We start from the raw sequence: 21,315 nt of genomic DNA on the forward strand, positions 1-21,315 counted from the left end.
CACCACCAACCCTGGGAAATCCTATGACCACCATCGGATCCGTCGCGGCCAACTTCACCCGCGATCTCGAACAGAACTACGCGACGATCGAACAGTATGTCGCCCAGGCGCGGGCTCGTGGCGTCGACTTCCTGGTCTTCCCGGAGGCGGCGATTGGCGGGTACCTGTCGTCGCTGGGGAACCACGGCGACACGCGTAAGAACAGTGCACGGTCGCTGCCACCGGCGATCTCCCTGGACGGACCCGAGATCGCACGGGTGCAGTCCATCGTCGGAGACCTGGTGGTGGCGATCGGGTTCTGCGAACTCGGCGAGGACGGTGAGACCCGCTACAACGCGGCCGCCGTTCTCGACGGGCACCGGATCTACGGCAGCTACCGCAAGGTCCACCAGCCGCTCGGCGAGAACATGTCGTACTCGTCGGGTGACGGGTACGGAGTGTTCAACACCCCGGTCGGGCGGGTGGGCCTCCAAATCTGTTACGACAAGGCCTTTCCCGAGGCCGCACGCATCATGGCCCTCAAGGGCGCGGAGATCATCGCCAGTCTCTCGGCCTGGCCGGCCGCCCGCACCGCGACCGCGGAGAACCTCCAGGACGACCGATGGACCTACCGATTCAACCTCTTCGACACCGCCCGCGCCCTGGAGAACCAGGTCTTCTGGGTGGCGTCGAACCAGAGCGGGACGTTCGGGTGGTTGCGGTATGTGGGCAACGCCAAGATCGTCGACCCCGGCGGCAACATCCTCGACACGACGCTCCTCGGCAGCGGCCTCGCCGTTGCCGACGTGAACATCGCCGACAGCTTCACCGCCATGCGTGCCGGCATGTTCCATCTGCGGGACCGACGACCCGAGGTCTACGGACTGCTCACCGACCCAGAGAACGCCGACGACCTCGCCTGGCGGGACCTCGCTCATGCCTGAGATGACCGTCCAGGTGCGGTGGCCCGACGGGCAGTTCCGCCAGTACTACTCCCCCAGTCTCGTCCTGCACGACCATCTCGCGCCGGGCTCGTATCGCGTCGACGACTTCCGGTCGCGCGCGACCACCGCCCTCGAGGAGGCCAGCGCACGCGTGCGCGCCAAGTACGGCTTCGCGTGTACGTCGGCCGCCGCGTCTGCCGAGGCGATCGCGGGCGATGCTGCGCGACATGCGGATTCGGCGGAGGTCGAGGTCGTCTCGATGTACCCGCCGTTGCCGGGCGCGGAGGTTTCGACGCGGGGCGTCGCTTCGCTCCGACCCGACTCAACCAGCAGCGGGGACCGGCCCGACCCCTCGCTCCGACCCGGCTCAACCAGCAGCGGGGACACGGGCGTCACCGCCGACACGGGTACCTACGGCAGCGAGGACAGGCGCGACCCCTCGCTCCGACTCGGCTCAACCAGCAGCGAGGGCGCCGTGCCGCTCAGCACTGAGGAGGACTCATGAGCGCGAACACATCTGCGGCACACGTACCGGTCGTCGTCATCGGCGGCGGTCAGGCAGGCCTCTCGGTCAGCTGGTACCTCGGGCAGGCCGGCGTCGAGCATCTCGTCGTCGAAGCCGAGACCGCCGTCCATGCGTGGGCCGACAAGCGTTGGGACAACTTCACTTTGGTGACGCCCAACTGGCATTGCCGTCTGCCCGGATATGCCTACGACGGGCCGGAGCCCGATGGGTTCATGACCCGCGACGAGGTCGTGACGTGGCTGGAGGGGTGGCTGCAGACTTTCGAACCGCCGCTCGTCGAACACACGCGGGTGACCCGCCTGCGGCGGCTCGGTGCCGACCGCTTCGAGGTGACCCTCGACGGTCCGGACGGCGTCACCTCCGTGACATGCGATCAGGCGGTCGTCGCGACCGGCGGTTATCCCCTCCCCGTGATCCCGCCGTACGCGTCGGCGCTCGACCCGGCCGTCCATCAGATCCACTCCGAGGAGTACTTCAACCCCGAGCAGCTGCCCGACGGCGCGGTCCTCGTCGTCGGGTCCGGGCAGTCGGGCACCCAGATTGCCGAAGACCTGCACCTGGCCGGGCGACAGGTGCACCTCGCGGTCGGCAATGCGCCGCGGGTCGCACGGTTCTATCGCGGCCGGGACTGCATGACGTGGCTGTCGGACATGGGGCTCTACGACACCCCGACCCAGGAGTACCCCGGCGGCCGTGCCGCACAGGAGAAGACCAACCACTACGTCACCGGCCGCGACGGTGGTCGCGACATCGATCTACGACGCTTCGCGCTGGAGGGCATGCAGCTTTACGGCATGCTCACCGACGGCAAGGATTCGATGCTGCGGTTCGCGCCGACGCTGACCGACGCACTCGACAAGGCCGACGCCGTCTACAACTCCATCTGCTCCGATATCGACCGCCACATCGACACGCTGGGGATCGACGCACCGGAACCCGCACGGTACGAACCGGTATGGGCACCGGACACGGACCCGGCCGAACTCGATCTGATTGCAGCAGGCGTCACGTCGATCATCTGGGCCATCGGGTACCGACCCGACTACCGGTGGATCGAGGCCAGCGCCTTCGACGGTGGGGGTCGACCGATGCAGACGCGCGGGATCACCGAAGTCCCCGGACTCAGCTTCGTGGGGTTGCCGTGGATGCACACCTGGGGTTCCGGACGCTTCCTCGGCATCGACCGGGATGCGCGGTACGTGGCCGAGCACATCGTCGACGCTCTGGACCAGAATCGCCCGCGGTTGGCGGCGGCGCAGTAGATGCTCCACACCCGGCACGACACCTAGGAGTACCCATGACGGTATCGACACGAGTTGACCTGGCACTGCTCGGAATTCGGGGAGAGCCGCCGGTGCAGCGGACCGGCGGCGCCGGACCCAGCGACGACGGCCACCTCATGATCGACGGTCTGCACGCCGCGATCCCGCGGAACCCGCAGAGTCCGTTCGCCTTCGACGGCGAACGCGTCCTGTACGACGGGGTGGACGTCGGTATCGAGGTCGAGGCGATCGGGCGCCCACGGTTCTACGACCTCCAGACCGCCGACGGCATCAGCTACGAGAAGATCGCGCGCCTGCACGGGCGGAACGTCCTCGCGACGACGGTGGTCCAGACCTGCATCCGGTACGACGAATCGGAGCGGTGCCGGTTCTGTTCGATCGAGGAGTCGTTGCGGTCGGGGTCGACGATCGCGGTGAAGAAGCCGGATCAGCTGGCCGAGGTCGCCCGTGCCGCAGTGGAACTCGACGGCATCACGCAGATGGTGCTGACCACGGGCACCACGAACGGCCGCGATCGCGGGGCCAGACACCTCGCCCGTTGCGTCCGCGCGATCAAGGCCGCGGTCCCCCATCTGCCGATTCAGGTGCAGTGCGAGCCGCCCGCCTATCTCGCGGTCCTCACCGAACTGCGTGAGGCGGGCGCCGATGCGATCGGCATCCACGTCGAATCTCTCGACGACGACGTGCGGCGTCGGTGGATGCCGGGCAAGTCATCGGTCTCCATGGCCGAGTACCGCGCGGCCTGGACCGAAGCGGTGCGCGTGTTCGGACGCAACCAGGTGTCGACGTACCTGCTCGTGGGACTCGGTGAGGACACCGACGAGATGATCGCCGACGCCAAGGAACTCGCCGACCTGGGCGTCTACCCGTTCATCGTGCCGTTCCGACGACATGCGGGAACCCTGGCTGTCGACGTCGACGACGCGCCGGCACCGGATCCGGCGATCGTGGAGAAGATCAGCCGCGAGGTTGCCGCACATCTCACTCTGATCGGGATGGCCGGAGCCGACCAGCGGGCCGGCTGCGCCGTGTGTGGCGCATGCAGCATCCTGCCGACGGTGGGTGGCTGAGATGGAGAGGTCCTTTCGATACGCCCCTCCGCAAGCTCCGGGGCTACTCAAGGAGCAGGGATCTTCCGCTCCGCAAGCTCCGGGGCTACTCAAGGAGCATAGGCCTGCTGAACTCTCGATCCTTGCCGGTCGACGCCGCGTCGCCGCGCGACCGGACTTCCTGATCACGGTCGCCGACACCACCACCGAGCACGCCGCCTACCGAGCGATGCGACACCACGAATTCGTCGACAGGCAAGGTCTTTTCGCACACTCCGACCTCGACGACACCGACGACGACCCGCGCACGGTGGTCCTCGTCGCGACGCTTCCGGACGGTTCGATCGCCGGTGGCGTTCGCGTGGCTCCCGTCCGGTGGCCCGGATCGTCGGACACCGAGGACATCGGCTGGTGGTTCGGCAGCCGTCTCGTGGTCGCCGACCCCGGGCACGCAGCCGGGATCGGTCCGGCGCTGGTGCGAGCGGCGTGTGCGCACATCGAGCAGCAGGGCGCGCTGCGTTTCGACGCGACCGTGCAGGACCGCTATGCACGCATGTTCCAGCGACTCGGCTGGGAGGACTGCGGCGAGGGTCCCGTGATCGCCGGGCAGGCGCATCGGGAGATGCGGTGGGCGATCCACCGTATCCAGCGGACTGTGGACGGCACCAAAGCGGTTCTCGCCGAGGCGCTTGCACCGTTCACCGAGCAAGACGGTGGACTCGGTGCGGCAGGTTTCCGCGGCGACGACGGCGTCCCGCTGCCCGGCACCGATGTGATCGCGGCCTGCGACGCGATCATCCCGTCGATGATCGAACGCGACCCGGAATGGGCGGGATGGTGTTCCGTGCTGGTCAACATCAACGACCTGTCGGCGATGGGGGCGCGACCGATCGGACTGCTCGACGCCGTCGGTGCGCCCACTACCTCTCATCTGACGCGCATCATCCGCGGCATCTCCGATGCGGCACGCGCATGGCAGACGCCGGTTCTCGGGGGTCACACGCAGGTCGGCGTGCCGTCGGCGCTGTCGGTGACGGCATTGGGCACCACCGGCCGTCCGCTGCGTGCCGGTGGCGGCGCGGTCGGCGACACGGTCACCCTGCACGCGGACCTCGGCGGGTCCTGGCGCCCGGGCTATCACGACCGGCAATGGGACTCGACGAGCTCGCGCAGCAGTGACGAACTCTGTGCGATGGCAGGTCATCTCGCGAAGGTAGGACCCGCGGCCGCGAAGGATGTGAGCATGGCCGGGATCGCCGGGACACTCGGCATGCTCGCCGAGGCGTCGGGCACCGGAGCCGAACTCGACGTGACCGCCGTGCCGCGGCCGGACGCGGCGTCGACGGGTGCGTGGCTGACCTGCTTCCCCGGATACGCGATGCTCAGTACGGACCGACCGGGTCGTCGTGCTGATGTGCCGGCCCCGAGCACCGTCTCGATCGTGGACTGTGGACGCCTGACCGCAGAGCCGGGCGTGCGGCTGCGGTGGCCCGACGGCGCGGTGACGGTTGCGGTGGCCTCCACGGTGACCGGGCTGGGGGCCGCGTGATCCGACCTCGCGTGAGCCCTTCTCCGGACGGCCCGCCCGGTATCGTTCGACCATGAGCACTGTCACCCTCGGTGCTCTCGCCGCGCACTTCGGCCGCGACGTGGAGCGTGGAGTGTCCAAGGCCGTCGGCATCGTCGAGGCGGCCGCGCGAGACGGCGTCGACCTGCTCGTCTTCCCGGACGCCACGCTCGGCGGATATCTCGGCGACCTGCGTAATCCCGACCCCGACGAGCTGCCCCCGGCGCTGGATCCCGACGGACCCGAGCTGGCCGCGATCGTCGCCGCCGCGGGCGACACAACCGTGTGCATCGGCTACACCGAGGCCGACGGCGACAAGCACTTCAACACCGCTGTGTGCGTGTCCGGCGACGGGATTCTCGGCACCCACCGCAAGGTCCATCAGCCCGCCGGTGAGTCCCTGGCCTACGCGGCCGGTGACCGGTTCCGCTCTTTCGACACCCCGGTGGGCCGGATCGGCATGCTCATCGACTACGACAAGACGTTCCCGGAATCGGCACGCACCCTCGCCCTCGACGGCGCCCGGATCATCGCTGCCCTGTCCGCATGGCCGGCGAGCGTGACCGACCGTGCCGCCCGGCTACCCGCCGACCGCCAGTCACGACTGTTCGACCTATACGACTGCGCCCGCGCCGCCGAGAACCAGGTGTTCGTCGTGTCGTCGAACCAGACCGGCGTGATGGGCTCGCTGCGGTTCCTCGGACAGGCCAAGGTCGTCGGCCCGGGCGGCGAGATTCTCGCCACCACGCGCTCCAAGGGCGGGCTGGCCACCGCGACGGTCGACGTCGACGCGGAGATCGACCGTGCCCGCCGCGTGCTGAACCACCTCGCCGAACTGCGACCGGACTCCTACCGAACAGACACATGTAAGGCCGTGACAGGTCCGGCCGGGACCTCGCAGACCGGGTCGATCGCGGACCTATCATGACCCGTGTGGACTCCCCCTCGACGCGCGTCGCCCTGCTGACCTACTCCACGAAACCCCGTGGGGGCGTGGTCCACACGCTGAACCTGGCGGAGGCGATGGCGCGACTCGGCGTCGACGTGACGGTCTGGTCGCTGGCGCGCGGCGGTGACGACGGGTTCTTCCGCGAGGTGGATCCGGCGGTGACGCTACGGCTCGTGCCGTTCGCAGATCGCGAGAACGAGACGATCACCGACCGCATCATGCGGTCCATCGCCACCCTGCGCGACGCCTTCGATGCTCGCGACTACGACATCGTGCATGCCCAGGACTGCATCAGCGCCAATGCCGTCGGGACGTGCATCCGCACGATCCACCACCTCGACCAGTTCACGACGCCGATCCTCGTCGAATGCCACGAGAAGGCCGTCGTGAATCCGTATGCGCGGATCTGTGTGTCGCGGGCGGTCGCCGACGAGGTGCGGCACGGCTGGGGGTTCACCCCGGAGGTCATCCCGAATGGTGTTGCGTACCAGAGGTTCGCCGACGCCGCGTCGGAAGCTGCCGAGGCGGTGGAAGCACGTGATCGGTGGACCGAGAAGCTCGGTGAGTACGTGCTGGCCGTCGGGGGGATCGAACCGCGCAAGGGCAGCATCGACCTGCTGGACGCCTATGCGCTGCTGCGAGAGCGGCATCCGGAGCTGTCTCTCGTCTTCGCAGGCGGCGAAACGCTGTTCGACTATCGGGACTACCGCGCTGAATTCGACCGTCGCCGTGCCGAACTCGACGTCGAGCCGATCGTCCTCGGCAACGTGCCCGACGACGAGTTGCCGTCGCTCGTCGCGGCGAGCCGGGTGTTCGCGTTCCCGTCGGTCAAGGAGGGGTTCGGGCTGGCGGCGATGGAGGCGCTTGCCGCCGGACGACCCGTCGTGACCCGAGAGTTGCCCATTCTCCGAGAGGTGTTCGGCGACACGGTGACCTATGCGTCGACGGCTCCCGAGCTCGCCGATGCACTGGCCAAAGCACTGACGCCCGACCCGGCACGCGTCGACGCCGGGCGTTCGCTGGCCGCGTCGTTGACGTGGGAGGACGCGGCTCGTCGTCATATGGAGTTCTACGCCCGGCACCCGCTGCCCCGGGATCCGATGCCCGCGCAGCTCGACGCGCGCAGATGAGCGCCGCCGAACGCACCGGGATTCTCGCGGTGACGCTCACCGCGTTCCTGTGGGGGACGTCGGGGACGGTCGCCGCACTGGCGCCCGCGCTGAGCGCGGTCACGATCGGTGCCATCGCCATGGCCGGCGGAGGGTTGCTCCAAGCCGCGATCAACGTCCGCGCGGTCCGTGCCGCGTGGCCGTCGTTGATGCAGCGGTGGCCGACCGTGCTCGCGGGCGGCGTATGCGTGATGATCTACCCGCTGTGCTTCTACGGCTCGATGCGCATCGGCGGCGTCGCGCTGGGCACCGTGGTGTCGCTGGCGTCGGCGCCGTTGTTCTCCGCTGTGATCGAGCGGGTGGCCGAGGGTCGAATGTTCACGAGGCGGTGGATCGTCGCGTGTGCCCTGGGCATCGCCGGCAGTGTCGCTCTCGCGCTGTCGCGGAGCGAGTCCTCGCACGGAGACACCGTCGCCGACAGCAGTGCGTCCGCCTGGGGTGTCGTGCTCGGCTTGGGGGCTGGTGCGACCTACGCGGGCTTCTCGTGGGCGATGCGACGCCTGATGAACCAGGGAGTCACCCGCGGGGCGTCGGCCGGTGGCGTGATGGGCCTGGGCGGGGTGCTGTTGCTGCCGGTGGTCGCGGTCTGTGTGCCGTCGGTGGGCGATCATCCGGAAAGCCTCGGTGTCCTCGCGTACCTGGTCGTCGTGCCGCAGTTCCTCGGCTACGTGCTGTTCAGCCGCGGGCTGGGACGGATCGACAGTTCGACCGCCACCACCATCACCCTCATCGAGCCGGCCGTTGCCACCGTCCTCGCGGTGGCGGTCCTGTCCGAAGCGATCACCGCGATCGGCTGGACGGGCATCGGCGTACTGGCCATGGCGCTCGTCGTGTTGATGGCTCCCGCGCGGCGTCGGGGATCCGTTAGCGTCGAGCACAGCAGTTCGCACAACGGCGCCCCTGCCGTGGACGAGGAGGTCGATGCATGAAGCAGTTCCGAGAGGCCGTCGAGGCGCGCGACGAGCAGGCGATGCGAGACCTGCTCGCCGATGACGTCGTCTTCACCAGCCCGGTCGCGTTCAAGCCGTACCCGGGCAAGGCGATCACTTCGGCCATCCTGCGGGGCGTCATGCGTGTCTTCGAGGACTTCCGCTACGTCCGGGAGATCAACGACACCGGGGGTCGCGACACGGCGCTGGTCTTCGAGGCCACGGTCAACGGCAAGGGCGTCACCGGGTGCGACTTCATCCACGTCGACGACGACGGCAAGATCGACGACTTCATGGTGATGGTCCGGCCGCTCTCGGGTGCGCAGGCCCTCGCCGAAGCCATGGGGGCACAGTTCGACCAGATCGCGGCCGAGGCCGCAGCCGAGACCGCCGGAGGAACCAACTGATGAAACTCGGTCTGCAACTCGGATATTGGGCCGCGCAGCCGCCGGCCGGTCATGCCGACCTCGTCGCCGCCGCCGAACGGGCCGGTTTCGACTCCATCTTCACCGCCGAGGCGTGGGGATCGGATGCCTACACACCGCTGGCGTGGCTCGGGTCGTCGACGAGTCGTGTCCGGCTGGGCACCTCGGTGCTGCAGCTGTCGGCGCGCACGCCGACCGCGTGCGCGATGGCTGCGCTGACCCTCGACTATCTGTCCGGCGGCCGGCACATCGTCGGACTCGGAGTGTCCGGGCCGCAGGTCGTCGAGGGTTGGTACGGGCAGAAGTTCGCCAAACCGCTCGGCCGCACGCGTGAATACATCGACATCATGCGTCAGGTCTGGGCGCGGGAGGCCCCGGTCACCAGCGCCGGACCGCACTATCCCCTGCCGTACAACGGCGACGGGGCGTCGGGATTGGGCAAGCCGCTCAAGCCGATCACCCATCCGCTGCGTGCCGACATCCCGGTCATGCTCGGCGCCGAGGGACCCAAGAACGTCGCCCTCGCGGCCGAGATCGCCGACGGCTGGCTGCCGCTGTTCTACACACCGCGCATGGCCGACACCTACAACGCTTGGCTCGACGAGGGTTTCGCCAGGCCTGGTGCGCGGCGCAGTCGCGAGGACTTCGAGATCATCGCGACCGCCCAGATCGTCATCACCGACGACCGGGCCGCGACCTACGCCGCGATCAAGCCCTTCCTCGCGCTGTACATGGGCGGAATGGGCAGTGAGGACACCAACTTCCACGCCGAGGTGTATCGCCGTATGGGGTACTCCGACGTCGTCGACGAGGTGACGAAACTGTTCCGCTCGGACCGCAAAGAGGAAGCCGCTCAGATCATTCCCGACGCGGTGGTCGAGGACTCGGCCATCGTCGGCGACCTCGACCACGTGCGCGAACAGATCAAGGTGTGGGAGTCGTCCGGTGTCACCACGATGCTGGTGTCGCCGCGCACGGTCGAGGAGATCGATCAGCTCGCCGGCCTCATCAGCTGATGCTGTCCCCCGCCCGGTTCACGATCTTCGACGACGTCGTCGCCTTCTCGACGCCGCCCGCGGACACGTTCGACTATCTCACCGACCCGAGGAATCGGCCTGCGTGGCAGTCGAGTCTGCGACGCATCGACGACCTGCACGTGATCGGCGACCGGGCGGGTGACGTCGGCACCAATTGGACCGACGTCACCATCGTGCCCGGGGTGTCTCCACGGTTGGAGGTCACGGCCTGCGAGCCTCACCGTTTGTGGCGGGAGGTCGGTGGCTGGCGGTCGGTCGACGCGGTGCTCAGCCTCCGGTTCGACGAACGAGCCGACGGCGGCACGGATGTCCGTGCGGAGGCGACGCTCACCGTGCCGGTGATCGGTGTTCCGGTGCTGGCGGTGAACCGGTGGCCGGCCGCACAAGCGATCCGTGCCGACCTCGCCCGCGCTGCCCGTATCGTCGCCGACCACGGCGGTCGGTGATCGTCGGGCGCTCGGGTAGCGTGACCAGGGTGAACATGAAGAATGCGACTCTCGCGCTCGGCGCGGCCCTCGTCCTCACGGTGGCCGGCTGCAGCTCCGACTCCGATTCCGATTCCGGCACAACCGAAGCCACCGGTACCGCCGCGGCCGGCACCACCGACACCGGTTCGACGGCGACCAGCTGCCCGACCGCGCCGGCCAAGGACGACGCCAAGCCGCAGTGGACCTTGAAGGGCGCCACCGGCGGTGTCGAGATGGTCGCCGCCACCGCGACCGAGGCGCCGAAGATCACCGTCCAGTCGCCGTTCAGCGTCGATCAGACCGTCGTCGAAACGCTCGTCGAGGGTGACGGACCCGTCGTCGCCGAGACCGCGTCGGTGACGGTCTGCTACGTCGGTGTCAACGGCCGCAACGGCAACGAATTCGACAGCGCGTACCAGCGCGAGGTACCCCAGCCGACTTCCCGCTCAACGGCGTGGTCCCCGGCTTCAGCAAGGCAATCGCCGGACAGAAGGTCGGCTCCAAGGTCGGCGTCGCGATGACATCGGCCGACGGCTACGCCCAGGGTGAGCCGAGCGCCGGCATCGAGCCCGGCGACACGCTGATCTTCGAGATCGGGATTCTCGCCGCGTCGTAGGACTCTGCAGTGAAACACGAAGGGCTGGTGGGCTGTTGCTCACCAGCCCTTCGTGGCTCGTCGCCGGCGCACGGTTCATCGATCACGCACGAGGGGTCTATCGCATCCGATGAGCCGGTGCGGAACGACGTCGCATGCGACATCGTTCCGGCTGTAGGACGTCGACCGAAGTCGTTGGCCCGGATTGAAATCGCGCGCGGCGTCATTCCCGGCGTCGTGCGCAGGGATGCGGGCGTGCGAGCTGCACAGCCGGACGGGCGGAGCGAAATCTCATCCATCTCAGGGGCTTCCGAGGGAAATATGCCCTCCGAGGGTGCTCACGGGGACGACTTTCTCGCGGTTCGCCGGGCGTCGTGGAGGTCGGAAGAGCCCGCTGCCTTTAGGAGTCCGGAGCATGCGGAGGGCGCTTCATCTCTGCTCCCTGAGGAGCGTCCGGAGTTTGCGGAGGACGCGTCTCGAAGGGTTGGCGAGTTATCTCACCAGGCCCTTCGAGGCTCGTCGCTATCGCTCCTCGCACCTCAGGGAGCGGGGGTGGCTCGTCGCTAACGCTCCTCGCACCTCAGGGAGCAGGAGGTGGCTCGTCGCTAACGCTCCTCGCACCTCAGGGAGCGAGGGATGGGGTGCGCCTCTTACAGCGTGCGATGCCGGATGTCGATCGGAAGACCGTCGGCCGGGGTCGGGCCGGTGCCGTAGGTGAGGACCGGCTTGTAGCCGGCGGGGACCGTCCACTCGAAGCGCTGCAGCATCTGGTGCAGGATCGACTTGACTTCCATGCCACCGAAGTACAGGCCGATGCACTTGTGCGCGCCGCCGCCGAACGGGGCCCACGCGAAGCGGTGGACCTTGTCCTCGCGACGCTCCGCGGAGAAGCGCTCGGGGTCGAAGTGGGTCGGGTTCGGCCACCATTCCTTGCGCAGCATGGTCGCCCACGGGTGGATCGCCAGCAGGGTGCCCTTCGGGATGTAGTGCCCGCAGATCTCGGTGTCCTCGATGGCCATGCGGAACAGCATGCCGACGGGGGCGTTGAGGCGCAGGGTCTCCTTGAAGGCGAGCTCCATGCTCGGGAGCTTGTCGATGTCGTCGTAGTCGATGGTCGGCTTGTTGAGTGCCAGCGACTCCTCGCGCAGACGCTGCTGCCACTCGGGGTGGCGGCCGAGGAAGTAGGTCATCATCGACAGGGCGATGGTGGACGTGTCGTGGGCGGCCATCATCACGAAGATCATGTGGTTGACGATGTCCTCGTCGGTGAAGGACTCACCCTCTTCGCTCTCGGTGTTGCAGAGCACGCTGAACAGGTCGTCGCGGTCGTTGCCGCGACGCAGTGGGATCTCGGAGCGGAAGTACTCCTGCAGGACCTCACGGCCGCGGAGTCCCTGCGCCCAGGTCCAGTTGCCGACGTCCTTGCGGACGATGGCCTGACCGCCGCGGACCGCGGCCTCGAAGGCACGCTCGAGGCGATGCGCCTCGGCCTCGCTCACGTGCGCACCCATGAAGACCTCGGTGGCCAGCGACAGCGTCAGGTCCTTGGTGTTGGAGTACATGTGGAAGCCCTTGCCCACCTGCCGGTTGGCGAGGGTCTTCTCGATGTGCGGCGTCATGATGTCCAGGTAGCCGTTCAGGCGGGGGCGGCTGAACGCCTGCTGCATGATGCGGCGGTGCTGCATGTGCTCGTCGAAGTCCATGAGCATGACGCCACGACGGAAGAACGGGCCGATCATCGGTTCCCAGCCGAGCTCGCTGGAGAACGCCTTGTTGCGGTTCATCCAGACGGCCTCGATCGCGTCGGGCCCGACGAGGGTCACCATGTTCATGCCGAGCGCACCCGACCAGGACACCTGGCCGTAGCGGTCGAAGCGCTTCATCGCCGACTTCAACGGGTCCGCGAGCGCCTCGAGGGTGTTGCCAGGTACGGGATGCCGGGGTCCCCCATGACGGGCTTGAGGTCGGAGCCGGCGGGCGGCACGGCCAGCGGACGCTCCTTGCTCGGGTACATGCTGCTCACCTTGCCGAGCGCGCCCTGGATCTGCTTCTTCCGCTTAGACATGTACTTGCCACTCCCCGTTGATCCGATGTGCGTTACATCACTATGCACCATTGGAACGGATTTTAGCGGTTGTTTCAAGAGGCGTGTTTCGGGAGGTCGTTCAGCCCGCCTGGTTCGGCACGGATTCGACGGCCTCCGCGCAGGTCAGCCGCGGAGCGAGAACGCCGAGGGAGATGATCACGGCCAGACCCCAGAGCAGGTACGACGACCCGACGACGTGCTGCCACCAGGCCCACGACAGCTCGGCGTCGTAGCGCTGCGGGACATGCTGGTGGGGCGCATACGCGAAGATGACCAGCCCCGTACCGGCCAGCCACCACCAGATCTGCGACGCCCCGCGTCGTGCAGCGAGTGCGACCAGCACCATGAGGAGCGGCACGATCCACACCCAGCTGTGGTCCCAGGCGACGGGCGAACAGAACAGCCAGGCGAAGGCGACCGTCAGCAGTGCGGCGACCTCGATCGTCTGGTCGCGACTGTTCTCGGCGGCTTCCGACGTAGACAGCAGGCGCCACGCCGACCACGCGATGAGCAGTCCGATCACGAGAGCCACGCCGAGCCAGGCGATCTCCGACTCGATGCCGAGCCGCGCCAGTTCACCCTTGACCGACTGGTTGTTGGCGAACTGTGGACTACCGATCCGCTCGGTGTCGAACAGCGTCGACGTCCAGTAGGTGATCGAGTCGTCGGATGCCAGCAGGTATCCGAGGCTGGCGTAGGCAACGGCTGACACCGCGCTCACCACGAGGGCGCGCCAGTCCCGTCGGAGAAGGAACAGCAGCAGGAAGACCGCCGGGGTGAGTTTGATCGAGATCGCGAGACCGACCAGCAGACCGCGCCACCACCGGCCGCGACCGAGGAGGGCGTCGACGACGACGAGCGCCATCAAGACGATGTTGATCTGCCCGAAGTTCAGGGTGTCGCGCACCGGTTCGAGCCACAGGCCGACGGTGGTCGCGGCGGTCGCAAGCCACCAGAGGTCCGTCGACGGTCGATCGGTCAGGTGAGCCACCACGATTCGGCAGACCATCAGCAGGCACGCGATGGACACGGCGGTGAACAACCCCTGCCCCAGCCCCAGAGGGACGACGGTGAACACCGAGAAGAGAGCCGCGGCCAACGGCGGATAGGTGAACGGCAGATACGAGCCTCCACCGAGTGTCGGGAGCGTGCCGTAGAGGTCGCCGCCGTCGAGGAAGACGCGGCCGCCCATGCGGTAGACATCGAAATCGATGCGATAGGGCGCCGGCGGATGGTTCGGGAGAACGAATATCGCGATCGCCGCACTGAGGATGAAGGCGAGGAGCGTCAGCCAGCGCGCCCATGCCGAATGGAGGTAACGATCGATTCCCAACCGGGGAATGTCCACAACAGTCACGAGCCCTCTCTTCCGAGCGGGATCGTATCGCGGCGGACGCGAACGTCAGCGGGGGCGGCGGTGACCCCGCTGTGGAACTCGTGTGTTCGGGCTCAGGCGGCGCCGGACTCTTCGGCGGCGGCTTCTGATGCGGCTTCCTCCGGATAGCCGTCGAGCATGATCGTGGCGACCGCGCCCAGGGCCTCCTCCCACGCGGTGGTCATCGCCGGCGTCCACGCCTCGCCGCCGATCTCGCTCATGGCGGCGATCATGCATTCGGCAACCGCGGTGTACATCGGCCGGGTGACGCCGAGGCTCGCGTGACGCTTGCCGAGAGCGTGCAGGTTGGTGGTGAGCCACTCCGCATCCTCGAGGTGGTCGAGAACCGAGACGACGGCGGTCCGCAGCATCTCGGCCTGAACGCGGGTGTCCCGCTGGAACATCGGCTTCACACCGGGATAGCGCTCGAAGAGGATGTCGTAGAACCGGACGGTGAGACCGGAATCGGGTAGGTCGACGAGGGTCAGGCTTTCTTCCAACAATTGTTTGTCCATGCACAGACCCTGCCGCCGGTGCGTTGCGCGCGGACTGTCATGCCGCAAGGGCTGGGTAACGGTGATCTCACACGTGAAACTCGGGTGTGTGAGATGTTGTGCGCGGTTCACAGTCAGCAGCACCTCGGCAGTAAGCTCTGCCATCAGGTGCATCGGAACCCATTGCCTTCGCGCTACGGACCGTCGATCTTCCGATGACTACATTGAAGCCTGTTTCCCGCCCAGACCGACTGCGCACCCCCATCCGCATCGATGCCTTCGAGTATGGCTGTTGCCGAACACCTCCCAGCGTCGGAGAATCAGTGACCGGGCGATTGTCGGCGTACCCCGCAGCGGAAGGTCAATTCGTCGCCACTGCTTGGGATCGCGAGCGTGACGTCGTCGTCGTGGGTGGCATCTCCGCTCGATGGGACCCGGCGCACGGCGATCCGCTCGGCCAATCGATCGTGCTGGCTCTGTCGTGGCACGACGACTCCCCTGGCGGGGTCGAGGCGACCGGGATTGTCTCGTCGGTTCATCAGCTCTTCTACGAGCCCGCTCCCGACCCCGATCAACCACGCGTCGCGCTCAGACAGCCCGTGAGTGCAGTCGAGAAGTTTCCCGCCGACTTGCTCCAGGGCAATGGGACCGTGCTGGTTCCCGGCGGAGTGGAAGTCGTTCTCGACGAGTTGGTGCTGGTCGTGCCGACCGCGGCGGACGCGGCCCGAGCCCGAGGCGCTGCAGATGAAGGACGTCGGACGCTCACGATCGTGTGTCCCGCACCATGTCTGGGAACGGTCGTCCCGTACGAGGGGGAACGCATCCGGATCGATCTCGACGACGACCGCCTCACCATCTCGGGGTCGGATTCCGCGCCGACCGGGACCGTCACCGGAGTAGTGCTACAGCTGGGCCGGCTCGAGCCGGCCGGACCTGTCTCGATGGTCGTACCGGTGTCGGTTCCAGCCGATACCCCGACCGATGACGTGGCCGGCGACGTCCTCGTGGTCTTTGTCGTCGACCCCACCGACTGAAGAAGGCATCAATCCGGGCTCGAAAACCCACCACTTCTGTCCGTAATCCGTCACGAAATGTGACTGGTGTAAACCAGTTCCGGTGTGTGGTCGACTAGACGGAAGATCCCACTGGTTCAGCGAATCCTCCGGATCCCGAACTGTGGAAAAGTCTCGCACTCGAACGTATGTTCGGGTACTGTGGAGTCATGCCAGAGCTCACCCCACTCCTCGACCAGAAGGGCCCGGGCAGCCGGCACGCAGTTCTTGTCAGACCCCCGATGTAGAACTGACCACACACGAGAATTCATGACAGAGCAGTAGTCAACGACGGTTTCACACCACCGCACGTACACCTCAGAAGAGGGATGGCTGCCATCATGATCGACACTGACACCACTTCACTCGACGCGGTCCTCGACCGACTCGGCGAGCTCACCCCACCCGCCGACGATTCCACCGGCCGTCTGACGTACGAACAGTTGGAGTGTTGGCGGTTGATCCGCAACCTGGCCGATCACCAGATCGCCACGCACGCAGCACAGCTCGACGATCTCCGCGTAGCGGAGAAGGCGGGTTCGGCCACCAAGAAGCTCCTCGTCGAGATGGGGTTCCCGCCCGCAGCAGCCACCCGCACCACACGGATCGCCGAGGCTCTCGGCACACTGAGCAAGGTCGAGGCCTGCGCCGCTGACGGTCGACTCTCCGGCGAAATCGTCGACGCCATCGTCCGCGGTATCGCTGTGATTGAGAAACGCTGCCCCACAGCACTATCCGACGACGACCGCATCATCTATCAAACCGAACTGCTCACCCAGGCCCTGTCCGGCGCCACACCCACCGACATACAGAGACACGCCCAGACGATCGGCAATACCCTCGCCGACGACCAGGACTGTATCCCTGCCTGCGACGACCGCACCCTCGACACCCTGTCGCACCACCTCACCGACGACTCCCGCGTCGACATCCGCGCGAACATCAACCAGGCAGTCGGGGAGAAATTCATCGCGATGATCGACGAGCGCTCCATACCTCGTCCCGAACCCGACGGCGCCGACGACCGACGCTCCGCCGATCAACGACGCGCCGACGCCCTCGAAACACTCTTGGATCAAGCCGCCGTCGGAGCCGCCATGGACACCATCGGGACACCGCGAACCCAAACATTGCTGATCATTCCCGCCGACGGCGGCGATCCCGCGTTCCTGCCCTGGACGGGGCCGGTCACCCAAGCCACCGCACGGCGGTTGTCGTGCGACGGAACACTGACCGAGATCATCGTCGACGGCGAGACCGTGCCCCTTCAAATGGGACACGAAAAGCGCCTGTTCCCAACACATCTGCGCAAAGCGATCATCATCCGTGACCAGACCTGTATCAAATGCGGTGCACCGCCCTCACACACCCAGGTCCACCACATCCTGCACTGGTCCGACGACGGGAACACCGACCTCGACAACGGCTGCCTGCTCTGCCAACGCTGCCACACCCAAGTCCACCACCACGGCTGGGACATCGTGATGGGGTTCGATCGGCATCCGTGGCTGGTCCCACCCATCGAGATCGATCCGCAGCGTCGACCCCGCCCTGCATACAACCGCCGCACCATGCGTCTCGACGACGCCGCCTAGGTTTCGAAACGGTTCGTCGCTGACGCTCCTCACCTACTCAACCAGCGCGCGACACAGCTGGTCGCTGCTCAACAGGTAGCTGGACGACCCCCGGGTCGAACGTGATCTTTGACAATTCCACAGTGTGAACACGCCGCGAACCGGCGGGTTCCGTCCTGCTCAGCAGAGGTGCTGAGCAGGACGGAACGCCGGGCACGATCAGGCGCCGACGTACTCGGCCAGATGCTGTCCGGTCAGGGTCGAACGATCGGCGACGATCTCCGCCGGAGTTCCCTCGAAGACGATCTGGCCGCCATCGTGTCCAGCACCGGGGCCGAGGTCGATGATCCAGTCCGCGTTCGCCATCACAGCCTGGTGATGTTCGATGACGATCACCGACTTGCCCGAGTCGACGAGTCGGTCGAGCAACCCGAGGAGTTGTTCGACGTCGGCGAGGTGCAGGCCGGTCGTGGGTTCGTCGAGGATGTAAACGTCGCCCTTCTCCCCCATGTGTGTTGCCAGCTTCAGCCGCTGACGCTCGCCACCGGACAGAGTCGTCAGCGGCTGACCGACCTTGATGTAGCCCAGGCCGACGTCGGCCATCCGGTGGAGGATCTTGTGTGCTGCAGGAAGTTTGGCGTCGCCGTCGGCGAAGAACGCCTCGGCCTGAGCCACCGACATCTCGAGGACCTCGCTGATGTTGCGGCCACCGAGGGTGTACTCGAGGACCTCGGCCAGGAAGCGCTTGCCCTCACACACCTCACACGGCGCGGCGACCCCGGCCATCATCGCGAGGTCGGAGTACACGACGCCCGCACCGTTGCAGTTCGGGCACGCACCTTCCGAATTGGCGCTGAACAGAGCCGGTTTGACGCCGTTGGCCTTGGCGAAGGCCTTCCGGATCGGTTCGAGAAGTCCGGTGTAGGTCGCCGGATTGGAGCGGCGCGAACCCTTGATCGCCGTCTGGTCGATCGAGACCACCCCGTCGAGTCCGGCGACCGACGAAGTGATCAGGGAAGACTTGCCCGACCCGGCGACACCGGTGAGCACGACCAGGACGCCGAGCGGGATGTCGACGTCGACGTTCTGCAGGTTGTGCATGGTCGCGCCGCGGATCTCGAGAGCACCACTGGGCGTGCGGACTTCGGGTTTCACCGCCGCGCGATCCTCGAGATGGCGACCGGTGAGGGTGTCGGCGGCGCGGAGTTCCTCGACCGTGCCCTCGAACACGATCTCGCCGCCGTCGGTGCCGGCCCGCGGACCGAGGTCGACGACGCGGTCGGCGATGGCGATGACCTCGGGCTTGTGTTCGACGACCAGCACCGTGTTGCCCTTGTCCCGCAGGGCGCGGAGCAGGTCGTTCATGCGCTGGATGTCGTGGGGGTGCAGGCCGATCGACGGCTCGTCGAAGACGTAGGTGACGTCGGTGAGCGACGACCCGAGGTGCCGGATCAGCTTGGTGCGCTGGGCTTCACCGCCGGACAGAGTGCCTGCCGGACGGTCGAGGGACAGGTAGCCGAGACCGATGTCGACGAAGGCGTCGAGATGTTCGCGCAGCGACTTGATCAGGGGCGCCGCCGACGGCTCGTCGAGCTCGGCGATCCACTGCGCCAGGTCGCTGATCTGCATCGCGCACGCGTCGGCGATGCTGATGCCCTTGATCTTCGACGACCGGGCCTCGGCGGTCAGACGTGTGCCCTCGCAGTCCGGGCAGGTCTGGAAGGTGATGGCACGGTCGACGAAGGCGCGGATGTGCGGCTGCATCGCCTCGCGGTCCTTGCTCAGCATCGACTTCTGGATCTTCGGGATCAGACCCTCGAAGGTGACGTTGATGCCCTCGACCTTGATCCTCGTCGGCTCCTTGTAGAGCAGGTCGTTGAGTTGCTTCTTGGTGTACTTCGCGATCGGCTTGTCGGGGTCGAAGAAGCCGCAGCCGCGATAGATCCGGCCGTACCAGCCGTCCATCGAGTAGCCGGGGATCGTCAGGGCACCCTCGTTCAGCGACTTCGACGCGTCGTAGAGGGCGGTGAGATCGAAGTCCGAGACGTCGCCGCGGCCCTCGCACCGCGGGCACATGCCGCCGGTGATCGAGAAACTCCGGCGCTCCTTGACCTTCTGGCCGCCCTTCTCTACGGTGACCGCGCCCGCACCGCTGATCGAGGCCACATTGAAGGAGAACGCCTGTGGTGAGCCGATGTGCGGTGTGCCCAAGCGGCTGAACAGGATTCGCAGCATGGCGTTGGCATCGGTGGCGGTGCCCACCGTCGAGCGCACGTTGGCACCCATCCGTTCCTGGTCGACGATGATCGCCGTCGTGAGTCCGTCGAGGACGTCGACGTCGGGACGGGCCATCGAGGGCATGAAGCCCTGGACGAACGAGCTGTAGGTCTCGTTGATGAGTCGCTGGGATTCGGCGGCGATCGTGCTGAAGACCAGTGAGCTCTTACCCGAACCCGACACACCGGTGAACACCGTCAGGCGGCGTTTGGGCAGCTCGACGTCGATGTTCTTGAGGTTGTTCTCGCGGGCCCCGAGCACCCGGATGCGGTCATGGGTGTCGGCTGGATGAAGGGTGTCGTACTCGGGGGATGTGCCGCCGGTCGTGCTCTCGGGTGCCTGTTTGGTGCGCGTGGCTGGACTCATCATCTCTCCATCAGGGCGGCGCCCACTGGGACGCAGCCGTCTTCGGGATCGTGAAACGGTTCTGTTGTCGTAGAGGTCTGACCCGATCCAACCAGCTGAGTCATCGGAAACTCGGCAACTCCGGTGGGCACCGCCTCGGGTGGCGGCAATCGGCCGGGTCCGCACACCTCTCACACCGCCTGGTCGATACGGATCAGGTTGCCGGAAGGATCACGCACAGCGGCGTCGCGGACACCGTAGGGCTGGTCCATCGGCTCCTGGATGATGTCCACCCCATTGGCCTGCAGCTTCTCGAACAGTCCGTCGAGGTCCTCGGTCGCGAGCGTGAGCGCGCCGTAACTGCCCTTGGCGATCAGTTCGAGGATCGTCTGACGTTCGGCATCGGTGATGCCCGGATCGGCGGCCGGCGGATGAAGGACGATCGAGGTGCCGGGCTGATTCGGCGGCCCGACCGTGAGCCAGCGCATGCCGTCGTAGCCGACGTCCTTGCGAACCTCGAAACCGAGCAGGTCGCGGTAGAAGGCGAGGGCGGCTTCGCCATCGGTGTGCGGGAGGAAGGTGTACCGGATGGTGATGTTCATGGATGTCAGGCTAGGCACCATCACCCCCGCTGCGCTTCTCGATTCCTGATCGGTCTCGTGATGTTCTTCGCCAGACACGCGGGAATTCCGTCGGTGGCGTCGGCGGACTGCTCGCGATAGACCGTCGGCGGCACCCCGACCAGTTCGGTGAATCGTGTGCTGAATGTGCCCAGTGACGAGCAGCCGACCTCGAAACACACCTCGGTGACGCTGAGATCCCCACGACGCAGCAGCGTCATCGCCCGTTCGATGCGGCGTGTCATCAGATACGAGTACGGCGACTCACCGTAGGTTTGGCGGAACTTTCGGCTCAGATGCCCGGCCGACATGTTCACGCCCCGGGCCAGCGCCTCGACGTCGAGCGGCTGCGCGTACTCGCGATCGATTCGATCACGGACCTGCCGGAGAAGGGTCAGGTCGCGCAATCGCTGATCGGAATCGGATCGGGCCACGGGGTTGATCGTAGGCTTCGGTTGCCGGATGTGGGGGCTAGTGGCGTTTGGCTCACCAGGTCTTCGAGGCTCGTCGCTTGCGCTCCTCGCACCTCAGACAGCGAGCGACCGCCCGCCGCGTTCCTCGCACCGCAGACAG

Annotated in this window: 18 protein-coding genes and 2 pseudogenes; 14 read left to right on the forward strand and 6 right to left on the reverse strand. The window is 66.9% G+C overall.

Annotated elements, in window-relative coordinates:
- The first annotated feature begins 23 nt into the window (after nucleotides 1–23).
- From GAA2_RS11935 to GAA2_RS11990, 12 genes and pseudogenes are all read left to right on the forward strand, one after another.
- Nucleotides 24–923: a carbon-nitrogen hydrolase family protein gene (locus tag GAA2_RS11935; protein WP_006438435.1), complete on the forward strand. Its 900-nt coding sequence runs from the start codon at nucleotides 24–26 to the stop codon at nucleotides 921–923.
- Nucleotides 916–1,428 (forward strand): MSMEG_0570 family nitrogen starvation response protein, encoded by a 513-nt coding sequence (locus tag GAA2_RS23205; RefSeq protein WP_006438434.1) that lies wholly within the window; start codon nucleotides 916–918, stop codon nucleotides 1,426–1,428. The genes GAA2_RS11935 and GAA2_RS23205 overlap by 8 nt, the downstream gene beginning before the upstream one ends.
- Nucleotides 1,425–2,711 carry an MSMEG_0569 family flavin-dependent oxidoreductase gene (locus GAA2_RS11945; RefSeq protein ID WP_006438433.1) on the forward strand — a complete coding sequence of 429 codons (1,287 nt, stop codon included), beginning with the start codon at nucleotides 1,425–1,427 and terminating at the stop codon, nucleotides 2,709–2,711. The genes GAA2_RS23205 and GAA2_RS11945 overlap by 4 nt, the downstream gene beginning before the upstream one ends.
- A 35-nt stretch (nucleotides 2,712–2,746) precedes the next feature.
- Nucleotides 2,747–3,802 carry an MSMEG_0568 family radical SAM protein gene (locus GAA2_RS11950; RefSeq protein WP_006438432.1) on the forward strand — a complete coding sequence of 352 codons (1,056 nt, stop codon included), beginning with the start codon at nucleotides 2,747–2,749 and terminating at the stop codon, nucleotides 3,800–3,802.
- A gap of 1 nt (nucleotide 3,803) precedes the next feature.
- Nucleotides 3,804–5,330, forward strand: coding sequence for an MSMEG_0567/sll0787 family protein (locus GAA2_RS11955; protein ID WP_006438431.1), 1,527 nt, complete (start codon nucleotides 3,804–3,806; stop codon nucleotides 5,328–5,330).
- A gap of 52 nt (nucleotides 5,331–5,382) precedes the next feature.
- Nucleotides 5,383–6,276, forward strand: a complete 894-nt coding sequence (locus GAA2_RS11960; RefSeq protein WP_006438430.1) for a carbon-nitrogen hydrolase family protein — start codon at nucleotides 5,383–5,385, stop codon at nucleotides 6,274–6,276.
- Complete coding sequence (locus GAA2_RS11965) at nucleotides 6,273–7,427, forward strand: MSMEG_0565 family glycosyltransferase (RefSeq protein WP_006438429.1); 1,155 nt, start codon at nucleotides 6,273–6,275, stop codon at nucleotides 7,425–7,427. Before GAA2_RS11960 ends, GAA2_RS11965 begins: the two co-directional genes overlap by 4 nt.
- Complete coding sequence (locus GAA2_RS11970) at nucleotides 7,424–8,395, forward strand: DMT family transporter (protein ID WP_191834367.1); 972 nt, start codon at nucleotides 7,424–7,426, stop codon at nucleotides 8,393–8,395. The genes GAA2_RS11965 and GAA2_RS11970 overlap by 4 nt, the downstream gene beginning before the upstream one ends.
- The gene (locus GAA2_RS11975) at nucleotides 8,392–8,802 is read left to right on the forward strand and encodes a nuclear transport factor 2 family protein (RefSeq protein ID WP_006438427.1); all 411 of its coding nucleotides are present in this window, start codon (nucleotides 8,392–8,394) and stop codon (nucleotides 8,800–8,802) included. The genes GAA2_RS11970 and GAA2_RS11975 overlap by 4 nt, the downstream gene beginning before the upstream one ends.
- Complete coding sequence (locus tag GAA2_RS11980; RefSeq protein ID WP_006438426.1) at nucleotides 8,802–9,836, forward strand: LLM class F420-dependent oxidoreductase; 1,035 nt, start codon at nucleotides 8,802–8,804, stop codon at nucleotides 9,834–9,836. The genes GAA2_RS11975 and GAA2_RS11980 overlap by 1 nt, the downstream gene beginning before the upstream one ends.
- Complete coding sequence (locus tag GAA2_RS11985) at nucleotides 9,836–10,303, forward strand: SRPBCC family protein (RefSeq protein WP_006438425.1); 468 nt, start codon at nucleotides 9,836–9,838, stop codon at nucleotides 10,301–10,303. Before GAA2_RS11980 ends, GAA2_RS11985 begins: the two co-directional genes overlap by 1 nt.
- A gap of 35 nt (nucleotides 10,304–10,338) precedes the next feature.
- Nucleotides 10,339–10,940 (forward strand): annotated as a pseudogene (locus GAA2_RS11990) (FKBP-type peptidyl-prolyl cis-trans isomerase).
- A gap of 629 nt (nucleotides 10,941–11,569) precedes the next feature.
- On the opposite strand, the pseudogene GAA2_RS11995 reads toward GAA2_RS11990, so the two are convergent.
- From GAA2_RS11995 to GAA2_RS12005, 3 genes and pseudogenes are all read right to left on the reverse strand, one after another.
- Nucleotides 11,570–12,984: pseudogene (locus GAA2_RS11995) on the reverse strand (cytochrome P450).
- Nucleotides 12,985–13,084: 100 nt separating this feature from the next.
- Nucleotides 13,085–14,362 (reverse strand): glycosyltransferase 87 family protein, encoded by a 1,278-nt coding sequence (locus tag GAA2_RS12000; RefSeq protein WP_006438421.1) that lies wholly within the window; start codon nucleotides 14,360–14,362, stop codon nucleotides 13,085–13,087.
- A gap of 92 nt (nucleotides 14,363–14,454) precedes the next feature.
- Nucleotides 14,455–14,895, reverse strand: a complete 441-nt coding sequence (locus GAA2_RS12005; RefSeq protein WP_040005044.1) for a globin domain-containing protein — start codon at nucleotides 14,893–14,895, stop codon at nucleotides 14,455–14,457.
- A gap of 302 nt (nucleotides 14,896–15,197) precedes the next feature.
- Here GAA2_RS12005 and GAA2_RS12010 point away from each other — a divergent pair, with 302 nt between their 5' ends.
- Together GAA2_RS12010 and GAA2_RS12015 are read left to right on the forward strand one after the other, a co-directional pair.
- A complete protein-coding gene (locus GAA2_RS12010) occupies nucleotides 15,198–15,908 on the forward strand; it encodes a hypothetical protein (RefSeq protein WP_006438419.1) in 711 nt (236 codons plus the stop codon).
- 359 nt (nucleotides 15,909–16,267) lie between these two features.
- Entirely contained in the window at nucleotides 16,268–17,521 is a 1,254-nt protein-coding gene (locus GAA2_RS12015; RefSeq protein WP_262410958.1) for an HNH endonuclease, read from the forward strand.
- 198 nt (nucleotides 17,522–17,719) lie between these two features.
- On the opposite strand, the gene GAA2_RS12020 is transcribed toward GAA2_RS12015, so the two are convergent.
- The 3 genes from GAA2_RS12020 to GAA2_RS12030 form a co-directional block, all read right to left on the reverse strand.
- A complete protein-coding gene (locus GAA2_RS12020) occupies nucleotides 17,720–20,143 on the reverse strand; it encodes an ATP-binding cassette domain-containing protein (RefSeq protein WP_006438417.1) in 2,424 nt (807 codons plus the stop codon).
- 170 nt (nucleotides 20,144–20,313) lie between these two features.
- Nucleotides 20,314–20,724 carry a VOC family protein gene (locus GAA2_RS12025; RefSeq protein WP_040005043.1) on the reverse strand — a complete coding sequence of 137 codons (411 nt, stop codon included), beginning with the start codon at nucleotides 20,722–20,724 and terminating at the stop codon, nucleotides 20,314–20,316.
- 20 nt (nucleotides 20,725–20,744) lie between these two features.
- On the reverse strand, nucleotides 20,745–21,176 hold the full coding sequence (locus GAA2_RS12030; RefSeq protein ID WP_006438415.1) for a helix-turn-helix transcriptional regulator: 432 nt from the start codon (nucleotides 21,174–21,176) through the stop codon (nucleotides 20,745–20,747).
- Nucleotides 21,177–21,315 lie beyond the last annotated feature (139 nt).

The sequence above is a fragment of the Gordonia ajococcus genome (genome assembly GCF_012974285.1).
GTDB lineage: Bacteria > Actinomycetota > Actinomycetes > Mycobacteriales > Mycobacteriaceae > Gordonia > Gordonia amicalis.